General features: G+C 62.2%; 18 protein-coding genes and 1 tRNA gene. 12 read left to right on the forward strand and 7 right to left on the reverse strand.

Annotation, left to right across the window (positions count from 1 at the left end; all coding sequences use genetic code 11):
- The first annotated feature begins 51 nt into the window (after nt 1–51).
- Nucleotides 52–1,455: an MDR family MFS transporter gene (locus PMI07_RS01140; protein ID WP_007773379.1), complete on the forward strand. Its 1,404-nt coding sequence runs from the start codon at nt 52–54 to the stop codon at nt 1,453–1,455.
- Here the strand turns inward: PMI07_RS01140 and PMI07_RS01145 are convergent, their stop codons facing one another.
- Complete coding sequence (locus tag PMI07_RS01145) at nt 1,456–2,244, reverse strand: RlmE family RNA methyltransferase (RefSeq protein ID WP_007773380.1); 789 nt, start codon at nt 2,242–2,244, stop codon at nt 1,456–1,458.
- Complete coding sequence (locus PMI07_RS01150) at nt 2,241–3,827, reverse strand: Ppx/GppA phosphatase family protein (protein WP_024163463.1); 1,587 nt, start codon at nt 3,825–3,827, stop codon at nt 2,241–2,243. The genes PMI07_RS01145 and PMI07_RS01150 overlap by 4 nt, the downstream gene beginning before the upstream one ends.
- Before the next feature lie 277 nt (nt 3,828–4,104).
- On the opposite strand from PMI07_RS01150, the gene PMI07_RS01155 reads away from it, so the two are divergent.
- The 3 genes from PMI07_RS01155 to PMI07_RS01165 all read left to right on the forward strand — a co-directional run bounded on the left by PMI07_RS01155 (nt 4,105) and on the right by PMI07_RS01165 (nt 5,259).
- Nucleotides 4,105–4,178, forward strand: a tRNA-Gln gene (locus PMI07_RS01155).
- A 164-nt stretch (nt 4,179–4,342) separates the two neighbouring features.
- Nucleotides 4,343–4,840 (forward strand): hypothetical protein, encoded by a 498-nt coding sequence (locus PMI07_RS01160; RefSeq protein WP_007760613.1) that lies wholly within the window; start codon nt 4,343–4,345, stop codon nt 4,838–4,840.
- A gap of 134 nt (nt 4,841–4,974) precedes the next feature.
- Nucleotides 4,975–5,259: a hypothetical protein gene (locus tag PMI07_RS01165; RefSeq protein ID WP_007760616.1), complete on the forward strand. Its 285-nt coding sequence runs from the start codon at nt 4,975–4,977 to the stop codon at nt 5,257–5,259.
- On the opposite strand, the gene PMI07_RS34690 is transcribed toward PMI07_RS01165, so the two are convergent.
- Nucleotides 5,256–5,432 carry a hypothetical protein gene (locus PMI07_RS34690; protein ID WP_155956350.1) on the reverse strand — a complete coding sequence of 59 codons (177 nt, stop codon included), beginning with the start codon at nt 5,430–5,432 and terminating at the stop codon, nt 5,256–5,258. The genes PMI07_RS01165 and PMI07_RS34690 overlap by 4 nt on opposite strands.
- Nucleotides 5,433–5,628: 196 nt before the next feature.
- Between PMI07_RS34690 and PMI07_RS01170 the strand changes: the two genes are divergently transcribed.
- The gene (locus PMI07_RS01170) at nt 5,629–8,304 is read left to right on the forward strand and encodes an HAD-IC family P-type ATPase (protein WP_024163464.1); all 2,676 of its coding nucleotides are present in this window, start codon (nt 5,629–5,631) and stop codon (nt 8,302–8,304) included.
- 92 nt (nt 8,305–8,396) lie between these two features.
- The gene (locus PMI07_RS01175) at nt 8,397–9,059 is read left to right on the forward strand and encodes a CBS domain-containing protein (protein ID WP_007754776.1); all 663 of its coding nucleotides are present in this window, start codon (nt 8,397–8,399) and stop codon (nt 9,057–9,059) included.
- 172 nt (nt 9,060–9,231) lie between these two features.
- On the opposite strand, the gene PMI07_RS01180 is transcribed toward PMI07_RS01175, so the two are convergent.
- A complete protein-coding gene (locus tag PMI07_RS01180) occupies nt 9,232–10,062 on the reverse strand; it encodes a universal stress protein (protein WP_007754778.1) in 831 nt (276 codons plus the stop codon).
- A 178-nt stretch (nt 10,063–10,240) separates the two neighbouring features.
- Here PMI07_RS01180 and PMI07_RS01185 point away from each other — a divergent pair, with 178 nt between their 5' ends.
- The 4 genes from PMI07_RS01185 to PMI07_RS01200 all read left to right on the forward strand — a co-directional run bounded on the left by PMI07_RS01185 (nt 10,241) and on the right by PMI07_RS01200 (nt 15,794).
- The gene (locus PMI07_RS01185; RefSeq protein ID WP_007754780.1) at nt 10,241–10,702 is read left to right on the forward strand and encodes an NUDIX domain-containing protein; all 462 of its coding nucleotides are present in this window, start codon (nt 10,241–10,243) and stop codon (nt 10,700–10,702) included.
- 146 nt (nt 10,703–10,848) lie between these two features.
- Nucleotides 10,849–11,919, forward strand: coding sequence for an HlyD family efflux transporter periplasmic adaptor subunit (locus PMI07_RS01190; RefSeq protein WP_007754782.1), 1,071 nt, complete (start codon nt 10,849–10,851; stop codon nt 11,917–11,919).
- Between the two features lie 23 nt (nt 11,920–11,942).
- Nucleotides 11,943–14,684, forward strand: a complete 2,742-nt coding sequence (gene rbbA / locus PMI07_RS01195) for a ribosome-associated ATPase/putative transporter RbbA (protein ID WP_280949759.1) — start codon at nt 11,943–11,945, stop codon at nt 14,682–14,684.
- A 3-nt stretch (nt 14,685–14,687) separates the two neighbouring features.
- A complete protein-coding gene (locus PMI07_RS01200) occupies nt 14,688–15,794 on the forward strand; it encodes an ABC transporter permease (protein ID WP_007754786.1) in 1,107 nt (368 codons plus the stop codon).
- A gap of 384 nt (nt 15,795–16,178) precedes the next feature.
- On the opposite strand, the gene PMI07_RS35265 is transcribed toward PMI07_RS01200, so the two are convergent.
- Nucleotides 16,179–16,349 carry a hypothetical protein gene (locus tag PMI07_RS35265; protein ID WP_007754792.1) on the reverse strand — a complete coding sequence of 57 codons (171 nt, stop codon included), beginning with the start codon at nt 16,347–16,349 and terminating at the stop codon, nt 16,179–16,181.
- A gap of 111 nt (nt 16,350–16,460) precedes the next feature.
- On the reverse strand, nt 16,461–16,670 hold the full coding sequence (locus PMI07_RS01205) for a cold-shock protein (RefSeq protein WP_007754793.1): 210 nt from the start codon (nt 16,668–16,670) through the stop codon (nt 16,461–16,463).
- Nucleotides 16,671–16,964: 294 nt separating this feature from the next.
- Between PMI07_RS01205 and PMI07_RS01210 the strand changes: the two genes are divergently transcribed.
- Nucleotides 16,965–17,219 carry a hypothetical protein gene (locus PMI07_RS01210; protein WP_007754795.1) on the forward strand — a complete coding sequence of 85 codons (255 nt, stop codon included), beginning with the start codon at nt 16,965–16,967 and terminating at the stop codon, nt 17,217–17,219.
- A 113-nt stretch (nt 17,220–17,332) separates the two neighbouring features.
- On the forward strand, nt 17,333–17,473 hold the full coding sequence (locus PMI07_RS35270) for a hypothetical protein (RefSeq protein ID WP_007754797.1): 141 nt from the start codon (nt 17,333–17,335) through the stop codon (nt 17,471–17,473).
- A gap of 97 nt (nt 17,474–17,570) precedes the next feature.
- On the opposite strand, the gene PMI07_RS01215 is transcribed toward PMI07_RS35270, so the two are convergent.
- The coding region (locus tag PMI07_RS01215) for a hypothetical protein (RefSeq protein WP_024163465.1) at nt 17,571–18,238 on the reverse strand (668 nt) is incomplete at its 5' end.

Below are 18,238 nucleotides of genomic sequence, written 5' to 3' on the forward strand. Positions count from 1 at the left end.
GGATCAACAGGTCTATGGACTGGCCCAATCCCCGCCCGCCGCAGGCCCCTCATGAATCGCATCGTCCCCCTCATTCTCGCCGTCGCCCTCTTCATGGAGCAGATGGACTCCACCGTCATTGCGACCGCGCTTCCGGCGATCGCCGCGGACTTGAATGTCGGCCCGATCACGCTGAAACTGGCGCTGACCTCCTATATGGTGGCGCTCGCCATGTTCATCCCGATCAGCGGATGGATGGCGGACCGCTTCGGCGCCAAAAAGATTTTTCGTGTCGCGATCATGGTTTTTGTCGTCGGCTCGATCTGCTGCGCGTTCTCGTCTGATCTCTTCCAGTTCGTGCTGTCGCGCTTCCTGCAGGGCATGGGCGGAGCGATGATGACGCCGGTCGCACGCCTGGTTCTGTTGCGCACCACGAAGCGTAGCGAACTCGTCTCGGCCATGGCACTGCTCACCATTCCGGCGCTGGTCGGCCCACTCACCGGCCCACCAATCGGCGGTTTCATCACCACCTATTTCACCTGGCACTGGATCTTCCTGATCAACGTGCCGGTCGGCCTGCTCGGCATCTATCTCTCGACCGTCTTCCTGCCCGAAATCGAAGCCACCAATCCGCCTTCGATCGACTGGTGGGGTTTCTTCCTCACCTCGGTGACCGCTGCCGGCACGGTCTTCGGGCTTTCCGTCATCGGCCTTCCGGCACTGCCGCCGGCCATCGGCATCACGGCGACTGCACTCGGACTCGCTGCCGGCGTCGCCTATGTCGTCCACGCACGAAGCCATCCCGCGCCGATCCTCAACCTGCGGCTCTTCAAGGACGATGCGTTCCGGGCGGCGAGCAGCAGCGGCACGCTGTTCCGCATCTCGACCGGCGCCATTCCATTCCTGATGCCGCTGATGCTGCAGCTCGGCTTCGGGCTCAACCCGTTCCAATCCGGCCTCATCACGTTCGCGGGCGCGCTCGGTGCGCTGATGGTGAAGTTCGCCGCCCGCCGGGTCTTTGCGATGACCGGCTTCAAGGTGACGCTGATCGTATCCGGCGTGCTCGGCGCGGCGACCACGGCGGCCAACGGCTTCTTCACACCGGAGACCTCACACGCTTTGATCATCGCCTTCCTGCTGATGTCGGGCTTCTGCCGTTCCTTCTTCTTCACCGGCTCGAACGCGCTCAGCTATGCCGAGATCAGCGACGAACAGGCGAGCCAGGCGACCTCGATCTCCTCCGTCCTGCAGCAGATCAGCATGGCGCTCGGGGTCGCTTTCGCAGCCTTCATCCTCGAAGCGTCGGCAGCGGTCACCGGCACGCATCTGCAGCTCTCGGATTTTCACCTGGCGTTCTTCCTGGTGGCGGCCCTTTCGCTGCTGGCCGTCATACCCCTGCTGAAGCTGGACCCGATGACGGGCGCCGCCGTTTCCGGCCACCGTGCCGACAGGATCCAGCCGGAAGCCGGCGAATAATCAGGCCCGGTCTTCCGATTCGACGCCGTCGGCTTCGGCTGCGGCGTATTCCACTTCCGCTTCCTCCGTCTCGGATTCCGGAGCGATTTCGCCGGCCCTGCGGCCCTTGAAGTGTTTGGCGAGCAGGAACATCTCGACCGATTCCTGGCGCGAGGCACCCGGCTTCACGTGGATGACCTGCTTGAAATTCTGCTTCAGCATATTGAGCAGGTCGCGTTCCGTGCCGCCCTGGAAGGTCTTTGCCAGGAAATGGCCGCCCTCGCCCAGCACTTCGACGGCGAAATACGCCGCCACTTCGCACAGATGCATGGTGCGCAGATGGTCGGTCTTCTGATGGCCGGTCGTCGGCGCCGCCATGTCGGAAATTACCAGATCCGGCGTGCCGCCGATCGCTTCCAGCAGCAGGCGTGGCGCTTCCGCGTCGAGGAAGTCGAGCTGCAGGACCTTGACACCGGCAAGCGGCGCCATTTCCAGGAAATCGATCGCCGCGACGCGGATATCATCGTCGGTCGAATCGGTGACCTTCGCGGCGATCTGCGACCAGCTTCCCGGCGCCGCCCCGAGATCGATGATGCGGCGGGCGCCTTTGAGGATCTGGTGCTTCTCGTCGATCTCCAGGAGTTTGAAAGCCGCGCGGGCGCGATATCCTTCGAGCTTGGCGCGCTGGACATAGGGGTCGTTGATATGGCGCTCGAGCCAGCGCCGTGACGACGCCTTGAGCTTGCCTTTCTTCACCCTCTGGCCGAGCTTGCGGCCGGTGCGATTGCCGCCAACTGGTGGTTTCGTCATCGCCTTGCTCCCGCTTCATCCTGCCCGCCGGCACCTTGATTGCCTCCCTGCCGGCGCGGCCGCACGCGGCGCCACACGCCGTCATCGGCCATCATGTCCGTCAACAGGCCCTCACGCAGGCCCCGGTCGGCAACCCGCATGCGCTGGCTCGGCCAGCGGCGACGGATCGCTTCCAGAATGGCGCAACCGGCCAGCACCAGGTCGGCCCGGTCCGGACCGATGCAGGGGTTGGCGGCGCGGCCGGCGAAATCCCAGGAGAGCAGCTTAGCCTGCATGGCCGAGACTTCCGCATCCGACAGCCATAGCCCGTCGACCTTGCGGCGGTCGTAGCGCGGCAGGTCGAGATGCACGCCGGCAAGCGTAGTCACCGTGCCCGATGTGCCGATCAAGTGGAAATCCTCGGCGCCCTGACGGCGGAAGGCGGCCAGCGGCGGGCAATCGAACCCGGCCAGCATGCCTTCGACTTCGGTCACCATGGCACCGAAAACCTCCGGCGTCACATCGCGCCCGCCATGCCGTTCCGACAGGGTGACGACGCCGACCGGAAGCGAGGTCCAATGGGTGATGTGGTTGGCAAGCCGGCTCGAACGGCTGTCATCGATGCGGATGACGGCGATTTCCGACGAGCCGCCGCCGATATCGAAGAGAACGACGGAGCGCGCCTCCCGGCCGACCAGCGACGAGCAGCCGGACACCGCAAGCCGTGCCTCGGTCTCGCGATCGATGATTTCGAGCTCCAGCCCGGTTTCCGAGATCACCCGCGCCAGAAATTCCTCACCGTTTTCGGCGGCCCGGCAGGCCTCGGTGGCGATCAGCCGCATGCGGCGAATCGGCCGGTTGGCAAGCTTGGCGGCGCAGATGCGCAACGCTTCGACGGCGCGGTCCATGGCATCCTGCGACAGCCGGCGGCTGGTGCCCAGTCCCTCGCCGAGACGGACGATCCGCGAAAACGCATCGACGACCCGGAACTGGCCCGGCCTTGTCGGCTGGGCGATCAGCAGGCGGCAATTGTTGGTACCGAGATCGAGCGCCGCGTAGAGATCGTTGACGTAGGAGAATTTTTCGCCGCGGGAATCCGTGCCCTGGTTTTCGGTTCCACCCTTGCCGCGGGCATCCTTGGAAGGCTGCCCCGAACCGGCAGCGGCTGGGGGTGTCTTTGCCACCCCCGGCGCCGCCTTGGCGGGCGTCAGCGGCCGGCCCTGAAGGCCGCGGCCGCCCCTGTTCTTCTTGCGCCGATTGCGCGACGACGACGGCGACTTCGCCGACTGGGGCTGCAGTCCGCCCTCGGCGCGGGCCGGAACCTGCTGTGCTGCGGGTGCGACGTTCGAGCCCTGGCCCGGCTGCTGGGCGCCGGCGGATTTCGCGCGGCGCCGTTTGCGCTTGCGCGCCGGCGGGTTGGGTTCCTGGTTATTGGGACGTCCGGCAGGCGCGGTCGAATCGACCGCATCCGAATGGCTGACAGGCGCCGCGTCACGACGTTTGCCGTTCCGCTTCGCCTTCCGACGCCTCGAGGATTTCCCCTCTCCGCGCGGTACCGCCGACGCCCCGCCTTCCGGCGGCTTTGCGCCGCTATCGGGGTCCATCACTTTTATGTCCATCTCGCCGCGCAAGGCCTCTTGAAGGTATGCCGCTGGCGTCTGATTGTTTCGTTGGTGCGAAGATAACAGGCAGTGGCGTTTTCGCCAACGGCTTTTTGCCGGGCGCGTCATGGACCTGTCATCAGCGGAGTTTCGGCTTTTTCGGCCCGGTAACAGGAAAGCTTCAGCAGCGTCGATTTTTTTCGAAATCGGTATTTGCAATCCGCCCGCTTTTGTTTATAAGCGCCGCACACCGGCCAGGCCATTCACCGGCGGCCCCTGCTGGGGAATAGTTCAACGGTAGAACGACGGACTCTGACTCCGTTAATCTTGGTTCGAATCCAGGTTCCCCAGCCAAACTTTTCTGTAGATTTTCCAACTACTTAACTGAAAAAGCGTTCCCAACTGGTACGCTTTTCATGTTGCGCCTTGTTGCGCGCCAATCCCCTTGATTTCCGGGCATTTCCCGGCACACTCGGCGTGTCCGTGCGACATGGACGCAACATGCGAGATTCGAAGACATGGCGGAGACTGAAAAGGAGCACGAAGCGAGGATTAAGTTCGCGGAACGCATCCATGATCGAGATATTAAAGGCCAGGAGGTCCACAGCAAACAGATCGAGGCCTTCTCGATCGCCGCCATGCGTGCACCTGCTCTCGTCGCCGCGGGAGGAGTAGCTGCTAGTCTTGGCTTCTACAGCGCAAACTATGACCGCCTCAGCGGGAAGCCAGAAGCTCTACATAGTTTCAACGGATCTTTGACCTGGATTTTCTGCGGCCTTCTTCTCACAATCGTAGCGCCCGGCCTCGCATACTTCAGTCAACTCGCATATTTGGACTCCCTCGGAGAGCGCGATCACATATACGAGGCACCGTTTTCAGTAGAAGGAAGACGGAGCCGGATTGGCCGATGGATAGGCAACACCTTCCGATGGCTCTGCGTGCTGGTTGTCCTGGCGTCGATTGTTACTGTGTCGATCGGGGGTATCAAGTTCCTCACCCTGGTCAGCACACTCTGAACGTAAGGTGCTTCGCCATGACAGATTTTCCGGATAAGCAACAACATTGGAAAGCTCCCGCCCTAAGAGACCCACCTTCTGCGCCTGTTAGGGAAGTCGCGAAAGCCCTGATTGGTCTCTTGCCTGGATCAAGCATGTACCAGCTTCTGTTCGAGCAGGCATGGGAAGATCCCAAACAAGCGGCACTTAGAAATTTCGCGCTGTCATTGGCGGAAAAGATCGAAAAGCTAGATCGCAACCAGGAAATTGATCTGGTCCTCGCGCTTGCCAAGCCCGAAACCCAGCCCCTTCTCATCCAGGCTTCGATGCAGCGCCTGCAGGTCGTCGAGACAGAACGAGGGGCCGCCCCCGAACTCCGGTCCCATCTCATGGATAACCCAAGGCGCGACACCTTCGATGATCTGGTGAGTGGAGATTAAAGGTTGACCGGTTTTCCGTCGATGAAGCCGGCGATTTGAAATTCCGAGGCTTCCTGTACGCCGCCATTGTGGCGACGGTCTAGCAGCCCCTGCAGCCGGTCGATGAAATCGCCGGCTGAATGAGAGGCCGCGGTGAGCATGCCGAGAAAGGAATTCAGAGCTTCGAAAGCCATCTTTCCCCGCGCCGTGACCGCCAACGGCCAGCGGGAGGAACGATAGACTTTCTCGCCGACACTTCGGAGTGTGCCGTCATCGTCACAACGAGACGTTGACAGATATCAATTGCCGGGCAGCTTTACAGGCTATCCTCTAGGATCGAACCCCGCCCGGTTTCCCGATGATGGCGGCTCAGTTTGATCTGGAGCACCGATGCCTGCCAATTCAGTCTCCGTCCATCGTAAACCTGAGCAGCGCGACACAGCCCACGAGGGGCTGAGCGGCATCGAAGCAGCCGCGCGGCTGGCGCAGTTCGGGGAGAACCGCCTTCCCGAGCCCAAAGCGCCCTCCCTGTTGCTGATCTTCCTCGGGCAATTCCGCAGTCCGCTGATCTATATCCTGCTGATTGCGGCTGCAGTCTCCGTTCTGGTCAGCGAGGCCGAGGATGCGGTTTTCATCGGCATCGTGCTGGTGCTGAACGGCATCATCGGCGGCATCCAGGAATATTCGGCCGGCCGTGCGGCGGCCGCTTTGCGCAATCTCGAACAGCCGTTTGCAACCGTCGTCCGTGACCGGATCGCGCAGGAGATCGAGGCGCGCCTTCTGGTTCCGGGCGATCTCGTGCGGATCGAGGCGGGCGGGCGCATCCCGGCCGATATCGAACTTTTCGAGGCCAACGACCTGCTCTGCGACGAGTCGCTTTTGACCGGCGAATCTGCGCCGGCGCGCAAGACTGTGACTACCGTCGGGGCGCCGCCCGAAAACCGGAAATCCGGCCTTGCGTTTGCGGGCAGTCTCGTCACGCGCGGCCGCGGCACCGGCGTGGTGGTTGCAACCGGTCTTTCAACCGAAATCGGCAGGATCGCCGCCGAGATCGGCAGAGCTTCGATCAGCCAGCCGCCGCTGATGATCCGGTTGAAGCATTTTTCGAACATGATCGCCTGGAGCGTCGGGATCGCCTCCGTCATCCTCATCGCCGTCGGCCTGGTTCGCGGGCTTGCCTGGAGCGAGCTGTTCATGATGGCGGTCGGGCTTGCCGTCAGCGCTATTCCGGAAGGCCTGCCGATCGCGATCTCGATCGCGCTGGCGATCAGCATGCGCCGCATGGCCAGGCGCAATGTCATCGTCCGCCGCATGCCGGCGGTCGAGTCGCTTGGCTCCTGCACCATGATCGCCACCGACAAGACGGGGACGTTGACCCTCAATGAGCTGACGGTCACCGATATCCGCCTGCCTGACGGCAGCGAACTGGTACTCGATGCCGGCATGGATCTCGACACCTGCGAGATCCGGGGTTCGAACCTCAGCCCCGCGGAAGCGCGCGATCGTGCGGAGAAACTGCTGAAGGCGGCCGTCCTGCCCAACGAGGGCTCGCTCACCCGGCATGCGGAGGGATGGAAAGGTGTCGGCGATACGGTCGACATCGCGCTGCTGGCCGCTGCCCGCAAGGGCGGCCTCGAGCAGGAAGCAATGAAGGACGACTATCCGCTGATCGCCCGCATTGCCTATGAGCCGGACCTCAAATATGCCGCCTCGTTCCACCGCCGGGGCGAGCGGGTGCGAATCTTCGTCAAGGGATCGGCGGAAACCCTGATCGGCATGGCGGACCGGATGGACGCCGGCAACGGCATCGTTCCGATCAACCGCGAGACGCTCGTTCGGCAAAAAGAGGAGATGGCGGAGCGTGGCCTAAGGGTGCTCGCGTTTGCAGAAGGGGAAATCCGCGGCGGTTCGGACGAGACCTTCGGCTACCATCATCTGGTCGATCTGGTCTTTCTCGGCCTTGCCGGCATGCAGGATCCGATCCGACCGGAAGTTCCGCAGGCGATCGGCGATTGCTACACCGCGGGTGTCGCGGTCGTGATGGTGACCGGCGACGACCCGAAGACCGCTGCCGCCATCGCCGCACAGGCCGGGCTGCAGTTCCAGCCCGATCAGGTCGTGACCGGAGACGAGGTCAGCGAAGCGGAGAAGACCGGGCCGGACAGGCTTGACGAACTGACCGGACGGACCAGGATCTACGCCCGGGTGGCGCCGGCGCAGAAGCTCGCGATCGTGCTGTCGCTGGCGCGCAACGGTCATTTCGTGGCCGTCACCGGCGACGGCATCAACGACGCTCCGGCGCTCAAACACGCCCATGTGGGCGTGGCGATGGGCCGCAAAGGAACGGAAGTCGCCAAGGAGAGCGCCGATATCGTGGTGACCGACGACAATTTCGCGTCGATCGTCAGCGGCATCCGCGAGGGCCGCACCGCCTATTCCAATATCCGCAAGGTGATCCTGATGCTCACGGCGACAGGGGCCGCCGAAATGCTGCTGTTCCTGCTGGCCATCCCGCTCGGATTGCCCATGCCTCTGCTGCCGGTACAGCTTCTCTGGCTCAATCTCGTTACCAACGGCATTCAGGATGTCGCGCTCGCCGGCGAAAAACCGGAGGGAGACGAGCTGGCGCGGCCGCCGCGCCGTCCGAAGGAGCCGATCTTCGATCGGTTGATGATCCGACGGATCATCCAATCGACGCTCGTCATCGGCGGCGGCGGCTTTGCGATCTTTTCCTATCTTCTGTATCAGGGCTACGAGATATCGCAGGCGCGCAACATGCTGCTGCTGCTCTTCGTGCTGTTCGAAAACGTCCAGACCTTCACCAGCCGCTCGGAGCGCCGGTCGATCTTTTCGCTGAACTTCTTCGGCAACCCGCTGCTGATCCTGACCGTCATCGCGGCGCAGGCCATCCATATCTCGGCCATGTATATCCCCTGGTTTCGCGAAACCCTGGACCTCGCGCCGATCTCGTTTGCCGAATGGGCGTTGATGCTGCTGGCGGCCTCCTCGATCCTTGTCGTCACCGAGCTGGACAAATGGCTTGTCCGTCGAACGGACTCGGCCTGACGGTTCTCGATTGCGCTAGGTCAAGGTCGGCATGGATGCGATACGAGAAGCTTGGGGTAAGCGACGGATGATCGCAACCAGAGGAGCACAGGATGCTTGCCAAAGATTTGATGACCACCAGGGTGGTTCACGTCAGCCCCGGAGCCAGCCTCAGACACGCGATCCGGATGCTGATCGACAACGACATCAGCGGCCTGCCTGTGATTGACGATCAGGGAGCGCTGTGTGGGATGATCACCGAGGGGGATATTCTGAACCGGTATGAATTCAACCTCGCGCCAAAAGCTGCTCCTGACACCAATGATCCGGCCTTCTTCGAAAACTACGTCAAGACGCACGGATTGAAGGTCGAGGACTGCATGAGCCGCAAGGTCATCAGCGTATCGCCCGAAGCCCCCCTCGCCGAGATCGTCGCGCTGATGCGCCTCCACGCCGTCAAGCGCATTCCCGTGCTCGACAATGGCGCGCTCGCGGGGATTGTCAGCCGTCGCGATCTCCTCAAGATCGAGATCGCCACGCCGGACGTGATCGCCCGTGGTGACGACGCGCTGCAGCTTGCCGTCGCGACCCGGCTGCTCACGGAACTCGGGCTGGGGAAGGACAGGATCGAGGTCAAGGTGCGGGACTCGGTGGTGGAAATCATTGGCAAGATCGCGTCCGACGCGGAGCGAGAGGCCATACGCATCCTGACGGCCAGCATTGCCGGTGTCGGTGGCGTCGTCACGCAAAAGCCCCCACACCGGCCCGGTCAATAGCAGGTAATCAGACTCATCCGATCCGCCCTCCGGGTCCACTCCCTTGGGGCGGATTTTTGTGTCGGGCTGCGGCGGCGGACCGATCCGATCTTCCTTATTTGCCGAAGATGCGGGCACGAAAAACCCTGCCCCCACCGGCCGATGGGAGACAGGGCAAAACCGTGTCCTGATCTTATCGGGCGATCAGGACCGGGAACTTGCTTTCCTCCAGGATCGAGGCCGTCACCCCGCCAAAGACCCGTTCGCGCAGCCGCGAATGGCCGTAGGCACCCATGACGATGAGGTCGGCGCCGATCTCCAGCGCGTGCCGTTCGAGCACGTCCTCCACCAGCCGGTCGCCGCTTGCCAGCTGTTCAACGACGACATTGATCCCGTGGCGAGCGAGATAGGTGGCAACGTCGGCGCCGGGTTCGCCGCCGCTGACCCAATAGGAATTGTCCGGATCGACGAGCACGACATGCACCGCTTCGGCCCAGGTCATCATCTCCAGCGCTTCGCGTGCGGCCTGGGCCGCCTCGGTGCGGGAATTCCAGGCGAGCAGGATCCGTCGCGGCTTCAGGGTCGTCTTGCGGTTCTTCGGCGCGAGAAGGAGGGGACGGCGAGCCTCGAACACGCCGCCGTCGACGATCCGCCGGGTGAGCACCCTGTCGCTGCGCACGCCCTCTCCGATCACCAGCACATCGGCATAAAGTGCGCGGCGATGGATTTCCTCGCTGACGAAAACGCCTTCCGCATAAAGGACGTCGACATCGAACGACAGGCCGTTCGTCTTGCAGGCGCTTTCAGCCTGTTTCCGGATGCCGTCGAGCAATTTCAGGTCCTCGTCCCGCTGGTCCAGCCATACCGTGCTGGCCGGGAAATCTCCCATGGTTGCCGGGATGGCAAGGCTGGTGACCACGACGGAAAGATGCGCTTCGAGTTCGATCGCGATCTCTATGGCACGAGCGAGATCGGCAGTCGGATCCGTATTGCCGATCATTGCGAGCACTGTCTTGAATGACATTTCCTGTCTCCTCTGCATGAGGCCATGATCGGCCCTATGAACGAAAGCCTAGAACCGACGTCGGCGAGAGCCATGATCTTTGTCAATCGAAGCCCGAGAATTCCGAACTGCTGCGCGCCGTCTCCGGATCGGTTAGGATTGCAAGACGGCTTCAGCCGCCACGAGGAAAGCTCCAGTCATGCCGAAACGCAGCGCAGGTCTTTTGATATTCCGCCAAGCTGCCGGAGATCCTGAAGTCTTTCTGGTTCACCCCGGCGGGCCGTTCTGGGCACGCAAGGACGAGGGCGCGTGGTCCATTCCCAAGGGCCTTGTCGATGAAGGCGAAGACGAACTGACGGCCGCGAAACGGGAGGTTTTCGAGGAGGTCGGCGCAAGAATGGAGGGCGATTTCGAATGGCTCGGCGAATACCGCCAGCCCGGCGGCAAACGCGTGCTCGCCTGGTCGATCGAGGCCGATATCAACGCCACCGCCATCGTCAGCAACACGTTCACGATGGAGTGGCCGCCGAAATCTGGGCTGATGAAGGAGTTTCCCGAGGTCGACCGGGCCGGATGGTTCAGTCTCGACGAGGCGGAACGCAAGATATTGAAGGGTCAGCAGCAGATTCTCGTCGATTTTGCGGCTCGACGGGGGCCTTAGAGGAGCGCCCAAATCCGGTTTTGTCTCATCGACGCGCCCCGGGCCACACGCCCGTGAAAACCCTTGCCGGCTTGACTTAGATCACCTTAATGCTGGTGATAGGCAGGTACGAAGATTGCAGCATATCAGCGTCTATGGAGCTTCCTTTGAACCGTATCGCAAAAGCCGCCATCATTGTCGCAGTCGTAGGGGCCGCCGGCTATTTCGGCTGGCGGTATCAGCAGGACCTTCGGGCGGCGCAGGCCATGCAGGGAATTGCCAGCGGTAACGGCCGCGTCGAGGCGGTCGAGATCGACGTCGCGGCGAGAACCGCAGGGCGGCTTTCCGACATTCTGGTCAAGGAAGGGGACTTCGTCAAAGCTGGCGCGGTCGTCGCCCGCATGGATATCGAGCAGCTCGCCGCCCAGAAGCGCGAGGCGGAGGCCCAGCTTGCCAGAGCCCGGATCGCGATCGAGACCGCGAAAAGCCTGGTCATTCAGCGCCGGGCGGAAAAGGAAGCCGCGGCCGCAACCGTCTCCCAGAACGAGGTCCAACTGCAATCGGCCCGCAAGCGGCTTGCCCGTAGCGAGCAGATGAGCCGCAGCGGATCGGTTTCCGACCAATTGCTGGACGATGACCGCGCCCGCGTCGAAGGAGGGGTCGCAACCGTCTCGGCCGCCAAGGCCAACCTAGCTGCTACCGATGCGGCGATCGGCGCGGCGCAGTCGCAGGTCGTGGATGCCGAGGCCTCGGTCGAGGCAATGCAGGCGACCGTCGCGCGGATCGACGCGGATCTGCGTGATTCCGAGCTCAAGGCGCCTCGCGACGGACGGGTGCAATATCTCGTGGCCCAACCCGGCGAAGTGGTCGCCGCCGGCGGCCGCGTGCTCAACATCCTCGATGTCGGCGATGTCTATATGACCTTCTTCCTACCGACGGAGGATGCCGGGCGGACGCCGATCGGCGGCGAGGCCCGGATCGTTCTCGATGCCGCACCCCAATATGTCATTCCGGCCCGGATATCGTTCGTGTCCGATGTGGCGCAGTTCACGCCGAAGACCGTGGAAACCGAGGAGGAGCGTCAGAAGCTGATGTTCCGCCTGCGGGCGCGAGTCTCTCCAGAACTGCTTCAGAAATATATCGCGCAGGTCAAGACCGGATTGCCGGGCCGAACCTATGTCAAGCTCGATCCCGCCGCTGAGTGGCCGGCGGCCCTGTCGCAGCCGCTCACCCCATGAGCCCGGAACAAAAGGCAATGGGCATGGAGCCCAAACCGGCCTATGTGGCGCGGTTGAAGGATGTCAGCCACTCCTACGGCGGGACACGCGCCATCGACGGCATAACCCTCGACCTGCCGGCAGGCCGGATGATCGGACTGATCGGCCCGGACGGCGTCGGCAAATCCTCGCTCCTGTCGCTGATTTCAGGCGCCCGGCAGATCCAGACGGGCGAGGTCGAGGTGCTCGGCGGCGACATCCGCAGCGCTCGTCACCGGAATCGCACCTACCCGGCCATCGCCTACATGCCGCAGGGGCTCGGCAAGAACCTCTACCCGACGTTGTCGGTGTTCGAGAATGCCGATTTCTTCGCCCGCCTGTTCGGTCAGGGCCGCGAGGAACGGCAATACCGCATCGCCAACCTTCTAAAACGCACCGGCCTGTCGGGCTTCGACGATCGCCCCGCCGGCAAGCTTTCGGGCGGCATGAAACAGAAGCTCGGCCTCTGCTGCGCCCTCATCCACGATCCGGACCTGCTGATCCTCGACGAACCGACGACGGGTGTCGACCCGCTGTCGCGCCGGCAGTTCTGGAGCCTCGTCGAGGATATCCGGAGGGAGCGGCCGGAGATGAGCGTGATCGTCGCAACCGCCTATATGGAGGAAGCGGCACGTTTCGAATGGCTTGCCGCCATGGATGCGGGAAAACTGCTTGCGACCGGCTCGCCGTGGCAGCTCCTCGCCAGGACCGGCAGCACAACGCTGGACGACGCCTTCATCGCGCTGATGCCGGAAGAGAAACGGGCGACGCACAAGGCCATCCCCGTCCATCCGCCGGCGGATTTCACCGGGGCTGACTTCGCCATCGAGGCCGAGGGCCTGACGATGCGGTTCGGGGATTTCACCGCGGTGGACAATGTCAGCTTCCGCATCCGCCGCGGCGAGATCTTTGGCTTCCTCGGCTCGAACGGCTGCGGCAAATCCACCACGATGAAGATGCTGACCGGCCTGCTGCCGGCAAGCGAAGGTACGGCGAAGCTTTTTGGCAAAACGGTCGATCCGAAGGACATGGATGTCCGGCGGCGTGTCGGCTACATGAGCCAGGCTTTTTCGCTCTATAGCGAATTGACGGTCCGGCAGAATCTCGACCTGCACGCCCGGCTGTTTCAGCTGCCGGCCGACGCCATCCCGGCCCGGATCGAGGAAATGGGCCGGCGCTTCGAGCTTACCGACGTAATGGACGCTCTCCCCGATGCCCTGCCTCTCGGGGTCCGGCAGCGGCTCTCTCTTGCGGTGGCGCTGATCCATTCGCCGGAAGTGCTGATCCTCGACGAACCGACATCCGGTGTCGACCCCATCGCCCGCGACCAGCTCTGGGCGGCGCTGATCGAGCTCTCCCGCAAAGATCGCGTTACCATATTCATCTCCACCCATTTCATGAACGAGGCGGAACGCTGCGACCGCATATCGCTGATGCATGCCGGCAAGGTGCTGGTGAGCGATACGCCCGATGCAATCCGCGAAACCCGCCACGCCACGACACTGGAAGAGGCGTTTATCGCCTATCTCGAAGATGCGATCGGCGAGACGGCTGCTTCATCCACGCCGGCATTACCGACGGCCGAAGGCGAGCCCAAATTCACCGCCCCGCCCCGGCACCGCGCCTTCGACCTGCGCCGCATCTGGAGCTACAGCCTTCGCGAAACTCTGGAGATCCGTCGCGACCCGATCCGCGCCACACTGGCGCTGATCGGCAGCGTCATCCTGATGTTCGTCATCGGCTACGGTATCAACATGGACGTCAAGGACCTCACCTTTGCGGTCCTCGATCGGGACGACACGGTCGCCAGCCGCGACTATATCGCCGATATCGCCGGTTCCCGCTATTTCATCGAGCAGCCGCCACTTGCAGATTATGCCGACCTCGACAGGCGGATGCGCGACGGTTCGCTGAAGCTGGCGATCGAGATCCCGGCCGGCTTCGCCGGGCATGTCGCCCGCGGCCATGATGTCGAGATCGGCGCGTGGATCGACGGCGGGATGCCGCAACGGGCGGAAACCACGCGCGGTTACGTGCAGGGCATGCATGCCCACTGGCTGGCACAGAAGGCGCGCGAGATCTACGGCGATGCCGCAAGCGGGCAGTTCTCTATCGAGACCCGCTTCCGCTACAATCCCGGCATCGAAAGCCTGGTTGCCATGGTGCCGGCCGTCATTCCGCTGCTGCTTCTCTTGATCCCGGCCATGCTGGCGGCGCTCTCGGTGGTGCGGGAGAAGGAGCTCGGCTCGATCGTCAATTTCTACGTGACGCCGGTGACGCGGCTTGAATTCCTGCTTGGCAAGCAGCTTCCCTACCTGGCGCTCGGCATGATGAACGCCGTGCTCCTGTGGCTGTTCGCGGTCCTGGTGTTCCAGGTGCCGTTCACCGGCAGCTTGGCTGCCTTCGCGGCGGCGGCGCTTCTCTATGTGAGTTTCGCGACCGCCTTCGGCCTGCTCGTCTCGACCTTCATGTCGAGCCAGATCGCGGCGATTTTCGGAACCACGCTGATGACGATCATACCGGCCGTGCAATTCGCCGGCATGATCGACCCGGTCTCTTCGCTGCAGGGCATCGGGGCGGTGATCGGCCGGATCTATCCGACCACCTATTTCAACATCATCTCCCGGGGAACCTTCTCGAAGGGTCTCGGCTTCGACAGCCTCCTCGAGGCCTTCCTGCCGCTTATCCTCGCCGCGCCGCTGCTGATCGCGGCAAGCGCCTTCTTTCTCAAGAAACAGGCGAGGTGACGGATGCGGCTCGCCAACATCTTCCATCTCGGGATCAAGGAACTGCGCGGCCTGTTGCGCGATCCTATCCTGCTCGGGCTGATCGTCTATTCCTTCACGATCGCCGTCTATACGGAAGCAAAAGCTGTTCCCGAGACATTGAACAATGCGCCGATCGCCATCGTCGACGAGGACAGTTCGCCGCTCTCGCGGCGGATCGCGGATTCTTTCCTGAGGCCCTATTTCAAGCCGCCGGCGATGATCACCGCGGGCGAGATGGACGCCCGCATGGATGCCGGCACCGACACGTTCGCGCTCGATATTCCGCCGAACTTCCAGAGCGATCTGATCGCCGGCAAGTCGCCGGTCGTCCAGCTGAATGTCGATGCGACCCGCATGACCCAGGCGTTTTCCGGATCCGGCTACGTGCAGAACATCGTCTCGACGGAAGTTTCGGGGTTCTCCGCCCAGGACAACCGGGCACCCACGGTGAACTTGGCTTTGCGCGCCCGGTTCAATCCCGAACTCAACCAGATGTGGTTCGCATCGGTGATGAACGTCATCAACAACGTCACTATGCTGGCGATCATCCTCACCGGTACCGCGCTCATCCGCGAGCGCGAACACGGTACGGTAGAGCATCTGCTGGTGATGCCGCTGACGCCGTTCGAAATCATGGCTGCAAAGGTGTGGTCGATGGGGCTGGTGGTGTTCGTCGCGACCCTGCTTTCGCTGATCTTCGTGGTCCAGGGATTGCTGAAGGTTCCGATCGAGGGATCGATCGCGCTGTTCATGGCGGGGGCGGCACTCCATCTTCTGGCGGCAACCGCCATGGGGATCGCACTTGCCACCCTTGCGGGCTCGATGCCGCAGTTCGGCCTGCTGCTGATGCTGGTGCTGCTGCCGCTGCAGATCCTCTCCGGTGCGACCACCCCGCGCGAAAGCATGCCGGAGGTGATCCAGACGATCATGCTCGCTGCGCCGAACACGCATTTCATCCTGCTGGCCCAGGCGATCCTTTACCGCGGCGCCGGATTTTCGGTCGTCTGGCCGCAATTTGCCTGGCTCTTGGTCATCGCGACGGTGTTCTTCGCGTTCTCGCTGCGCGGCTTCCGCAAGTCGCTGAGATAAGGCCGGCTTCTATCCGCAATATCACTATCGACGCCGGCGTACCTTCTGCCGTCGGAGAAACGGGAGTAGGGTTATCGAAACCGATCTACGAGGGAGTTCGAAATGGGAAAAGGAAACGAGGCGCCTCCGCCCGCAACACCCAAAGATGTCGCCAAGGAGCAGGACGATTACCTGGAGGAGTCGCTCGAAGAGACTTTTCCGGCAAGCGATCCCATTGCACCGGGTCATCCGCAAAAACCGGTAAAAAAGCCGAGCGCTCCGGAGGACAGGTAACCCAATCCCGGGCGCGCCGCCGTCTGCGCGTGACCGGCGTTTGCCGTTGGCTGGAACAGTCGACAGGACTGGAAAGCCGGACCGGAATATGCCGGCCCGGCTCGATTTGTCTTAGTGCTTGCCGGCGGGCTTGCGGCCCTTGTCGGCCTTGCCCTTGGCGGAGGAGGTCTTGGCGTCATAGCCCTGGCCGTGGTTGGTGCCGCCGAGATGACCGCCGCCGCTGGTGTTGGCTACCTGGCGCTGGGCTCTCTTCACTTGCTGTTCTGCATCCGTCTTTTTCATGGAAATTCTTTCATTATTGGAAAACAAAAAGGCCGAGAGGGATTCCACCTCCCGACCGCGTCAATGGTCCATGCCAGTACATCCGTGGTCAAAGACCTGAGTTGATTTGGCTTATGCGATCTGCAGGTTTTCGGCCGCGTTCTTGCCGGTGCGGTTATCCCGCACGACATCGAAGCTCACCTTCTGGCCTTCAGCCAGGTAGGTCATTCCAGAGCGTTCAATGGCCGAGATATGAACGAACACATCCGTCGACCCATCGGTGGGCTGGATGAAACCGAAGCCCTTGGAGGTGTTGAAAAATTTTACGATTCCGCTGTTCATGAAGATGATCCTTCCCATCGAACACAGGTCGTCGTCCGGCGATATGCCGGCGACAAAAGAGATCGATTTTGAAAGGAAAGATCAGCTCGAACGCAAAAGGCGTGAAAACGAAGCTCGACAACCAATTTCGATAGTAATCCCTACCGGTCAACTATGTCTTGAGCAAGGCATTTCTCGCAACCTGCACATTGCGTTTGGCGCAACTCCGGCGCATGATGGCAACTTCAGCAGCCATATAAAGGGCGCTGCTGCTTCAGGATTTTCACGCCCTGGCCCCAATGAAAGGAGGACGCCATGTCTTCCGAATTCTCTCAGACCATCTCCCGCAACCTGGTCCGCGTCAGCGGCCCCGGATACCGGGAAAATATCGAACTTCATGCATTCAACGAGCGCACGCAGCCAAGCGGAATGCTTGTCAGAGGCCGGGCCGGCACAACGGGAGCAGCCATCATGCTTGCCCGTTTTGGGGACCGTCCCGAGAAGAGCTTTGGAGCCGCAATATCAGCTTCGCTGAGCAAATACAGAGATGCCGCAATACCGCAGCTTTGATCCCAGGCTGACAAAGGCAGGGTTTCGCAAATCGGTCATTTCACGCTTTGCATGCCTGTCGGCCGAACAATGGCTTAACTTCCCGACTTTCCATCGCCGCCCAGGAGGACAAAATGGCTAAAGGCCAGGTACGAAGTAATCGCGAAACTCGCAAACCGAAGAAAGACAAGACCGCAGCAGTGACGGCCGCGCCCGCAGGCGCGCAGGTCAAGCTCGCCGCCAGCGGCCTCACCTTGGGCAAGAAGCCGAAATAGCGGCACGTCGAGCTGGAGGCGCCATGCCGGGCGCCTCCGATGCGCGTCTTATCGTTGGCCGGGTTCGGCCTTTGCGGAAATCAGGCAGAGTGGCTGTTCATTCGACAGCACATATGCCGTCGCGCAAACGATAGGGACGATTGCATTCCCAGTCGTTGCCGGACGAGCTGAGATGCGCTTTCTCGGGAACCTTGATCTTCAGACATTCGCCGCCCTTGGGCGCGAAGCCGCGGTCGCATCTCCATCTCTCACCATAGGCCGCGTCGACGAAGATCGCGTTTGCCGGAATCTCGACGGCAGCGCATGTCGGCCCCTTGATCTCAAAACCCCTGTCGCATTTCCATTCGTTGCCGCTGGCCGTGAGATAGGCGTGAGCCGGAACCGCCAGTCGAACGCACGTTTCCCCGCCGACTTGATAACCCCGTTCGCACTCCCATCCGGAGCCGCGGGCTGACTCGGTCAGAAATGCATTCTCCGGTACCTTGATGAGGTCGCATCCCGTATCGCTCTGGCGATATCCGCGAAGGCATTTCCACCGATCGCCGGAAAAGGAATCGAGATAGGCATGGTCCGGAACATCGACGGGCCGGCATTGATCGTCCTTCTGACGGAAACCATAGTGGCATTCCCAGCCCTTTCCGTAGGATGTCTCCGTCAGGAATGCATTGGCCGGAAGCTTCACTGCTAGGCACGCATCGTTCTGCTTTCGAAAGCCTTGATTGCATTCCCAGCCCGATCCATAGCGATTTGCCTCGGCATTGGCAG

It is taken from the genome of Rhizobium sp. CF080 (assembly GCF_000282095.2).
GTDB lineage: Bacteria > Pseudomonadota > Alphaproteobacteria > Rhizobiales > Rhizobiaceae > Neorhizobium.

Bases quoted from the DNA above. Each gene is read 5' to 3' on its own strand.
- PMI07_RS01140 (WP_007773379.1), top strand. From the start codon at position 52: ATGAATCGCATCGTCCCCCTCATTCTCGCCGTCGCCCTCTTCATGGAG.
- PMI07_RS01145 (WP_007773380.1), bottom strand. From the start codon at position 2,244: ATGACGAAACCACCAGTTGGCGGCAATCGCACCGGCCGCAAGCTCGGC.
- PMI07_RS01150 (WP_024163463.1), bottom strand. From the start codon at position 3,827: ATGGACCCCGATAGCGGCGCAAAGCCGCCGGAAGGCGGGGCGTCGGCG.
- PMI07_RS01160 (WP_007760613.1), top strand. From the start codon at position 4,343: ATGGCGGAGACTGAAAAGGAGCACGAAGCGAGGATTAAGTTCGCGGAA.
- PMI07_RS01165 (WP_007760616.1), top strand. From the start codon at position 4,975: ATGTACCAGCTTCTGTTCGAGCAGGCATGGGAAGATCCCAAACAAGCG.
- PMI07_RS34690 (WP_155956350.1), bottom strand. From the start codon at position 5,432: ATGGCTTTCGAAGCTCTGAATTCCTTTCTCGGCATGCTCACCGCGGCC.
- PMI07_RS01170 (WP_024163464.1), top strand. From the start codon at position 5,629: ATGCCTGCCAATTCAGTCTCCGTCCATCGTAAACCTGAGCAGCGCGAC.
- PMI07_RS01175 (WP_007754776.1), top strand. From the start codon at position 8,397: ATGCTTGCCAAAGATTTGATGACCACCAGGGTGGTTCACGTCAGCCCC.
- PMI07_RS01180 (WP_007754778.1), bottom strand. From the start codon at position 10,062: ATGTCATTCAAGACAGTGCTCGCAATGATCGGCAATACGGATCCGACT.
- PMI07_RS01185 (WP_007754780.1), top strand. From the start codon at position 10,241: ATGCCGAAACGCAGCGCAGGTCTTTTGATATTCCGCCAAGCTGCCGGA.
- rbbA (WP_280949759.1), top strand. From the start codon at position 11,943: ATGGAGCCCAAACCGGCCTATGTGGCGCGGTTGAAGGATGTCAGCCAC.
- PMI07_RS01200 (WP_007754786.1), top strand. From the start codon at position 14,688: ATGCGGCTCGCCAACATCTTCCATCTCGGGATCAAGGAACTGCGCGGC.
- PMI07_RS35265 (WP_007754792.1), bottom strand. From the start codon at position 16,349: ATGAAAAAGACGGATGCAGAACAGCAAGTGAAGAGAGCCCAGCGCCAG.
- PMI07_RS01205 (WP_007754793.1), bottom strand. From the start codon at position 16,670: ATGAACAGCGGAATCGTAAAATTTTTCAACACCTCCAAGGGCTTCGGT.
- PMI07_RS01210 (WP_007754795.1), top strand. From the start codon at position 16,965: ATGTCTTCCGAATTCTCTCAGACCATCTCCCGCAACCTGGTCCGCGTC.
- PMI07_RS35270 (WP_007754797.1), top strand. From the start codon at position 17,333: ATGGCTAAAGGCCAGGTACGAAGTAATCGCGAAACTCGCAAACCGAAG.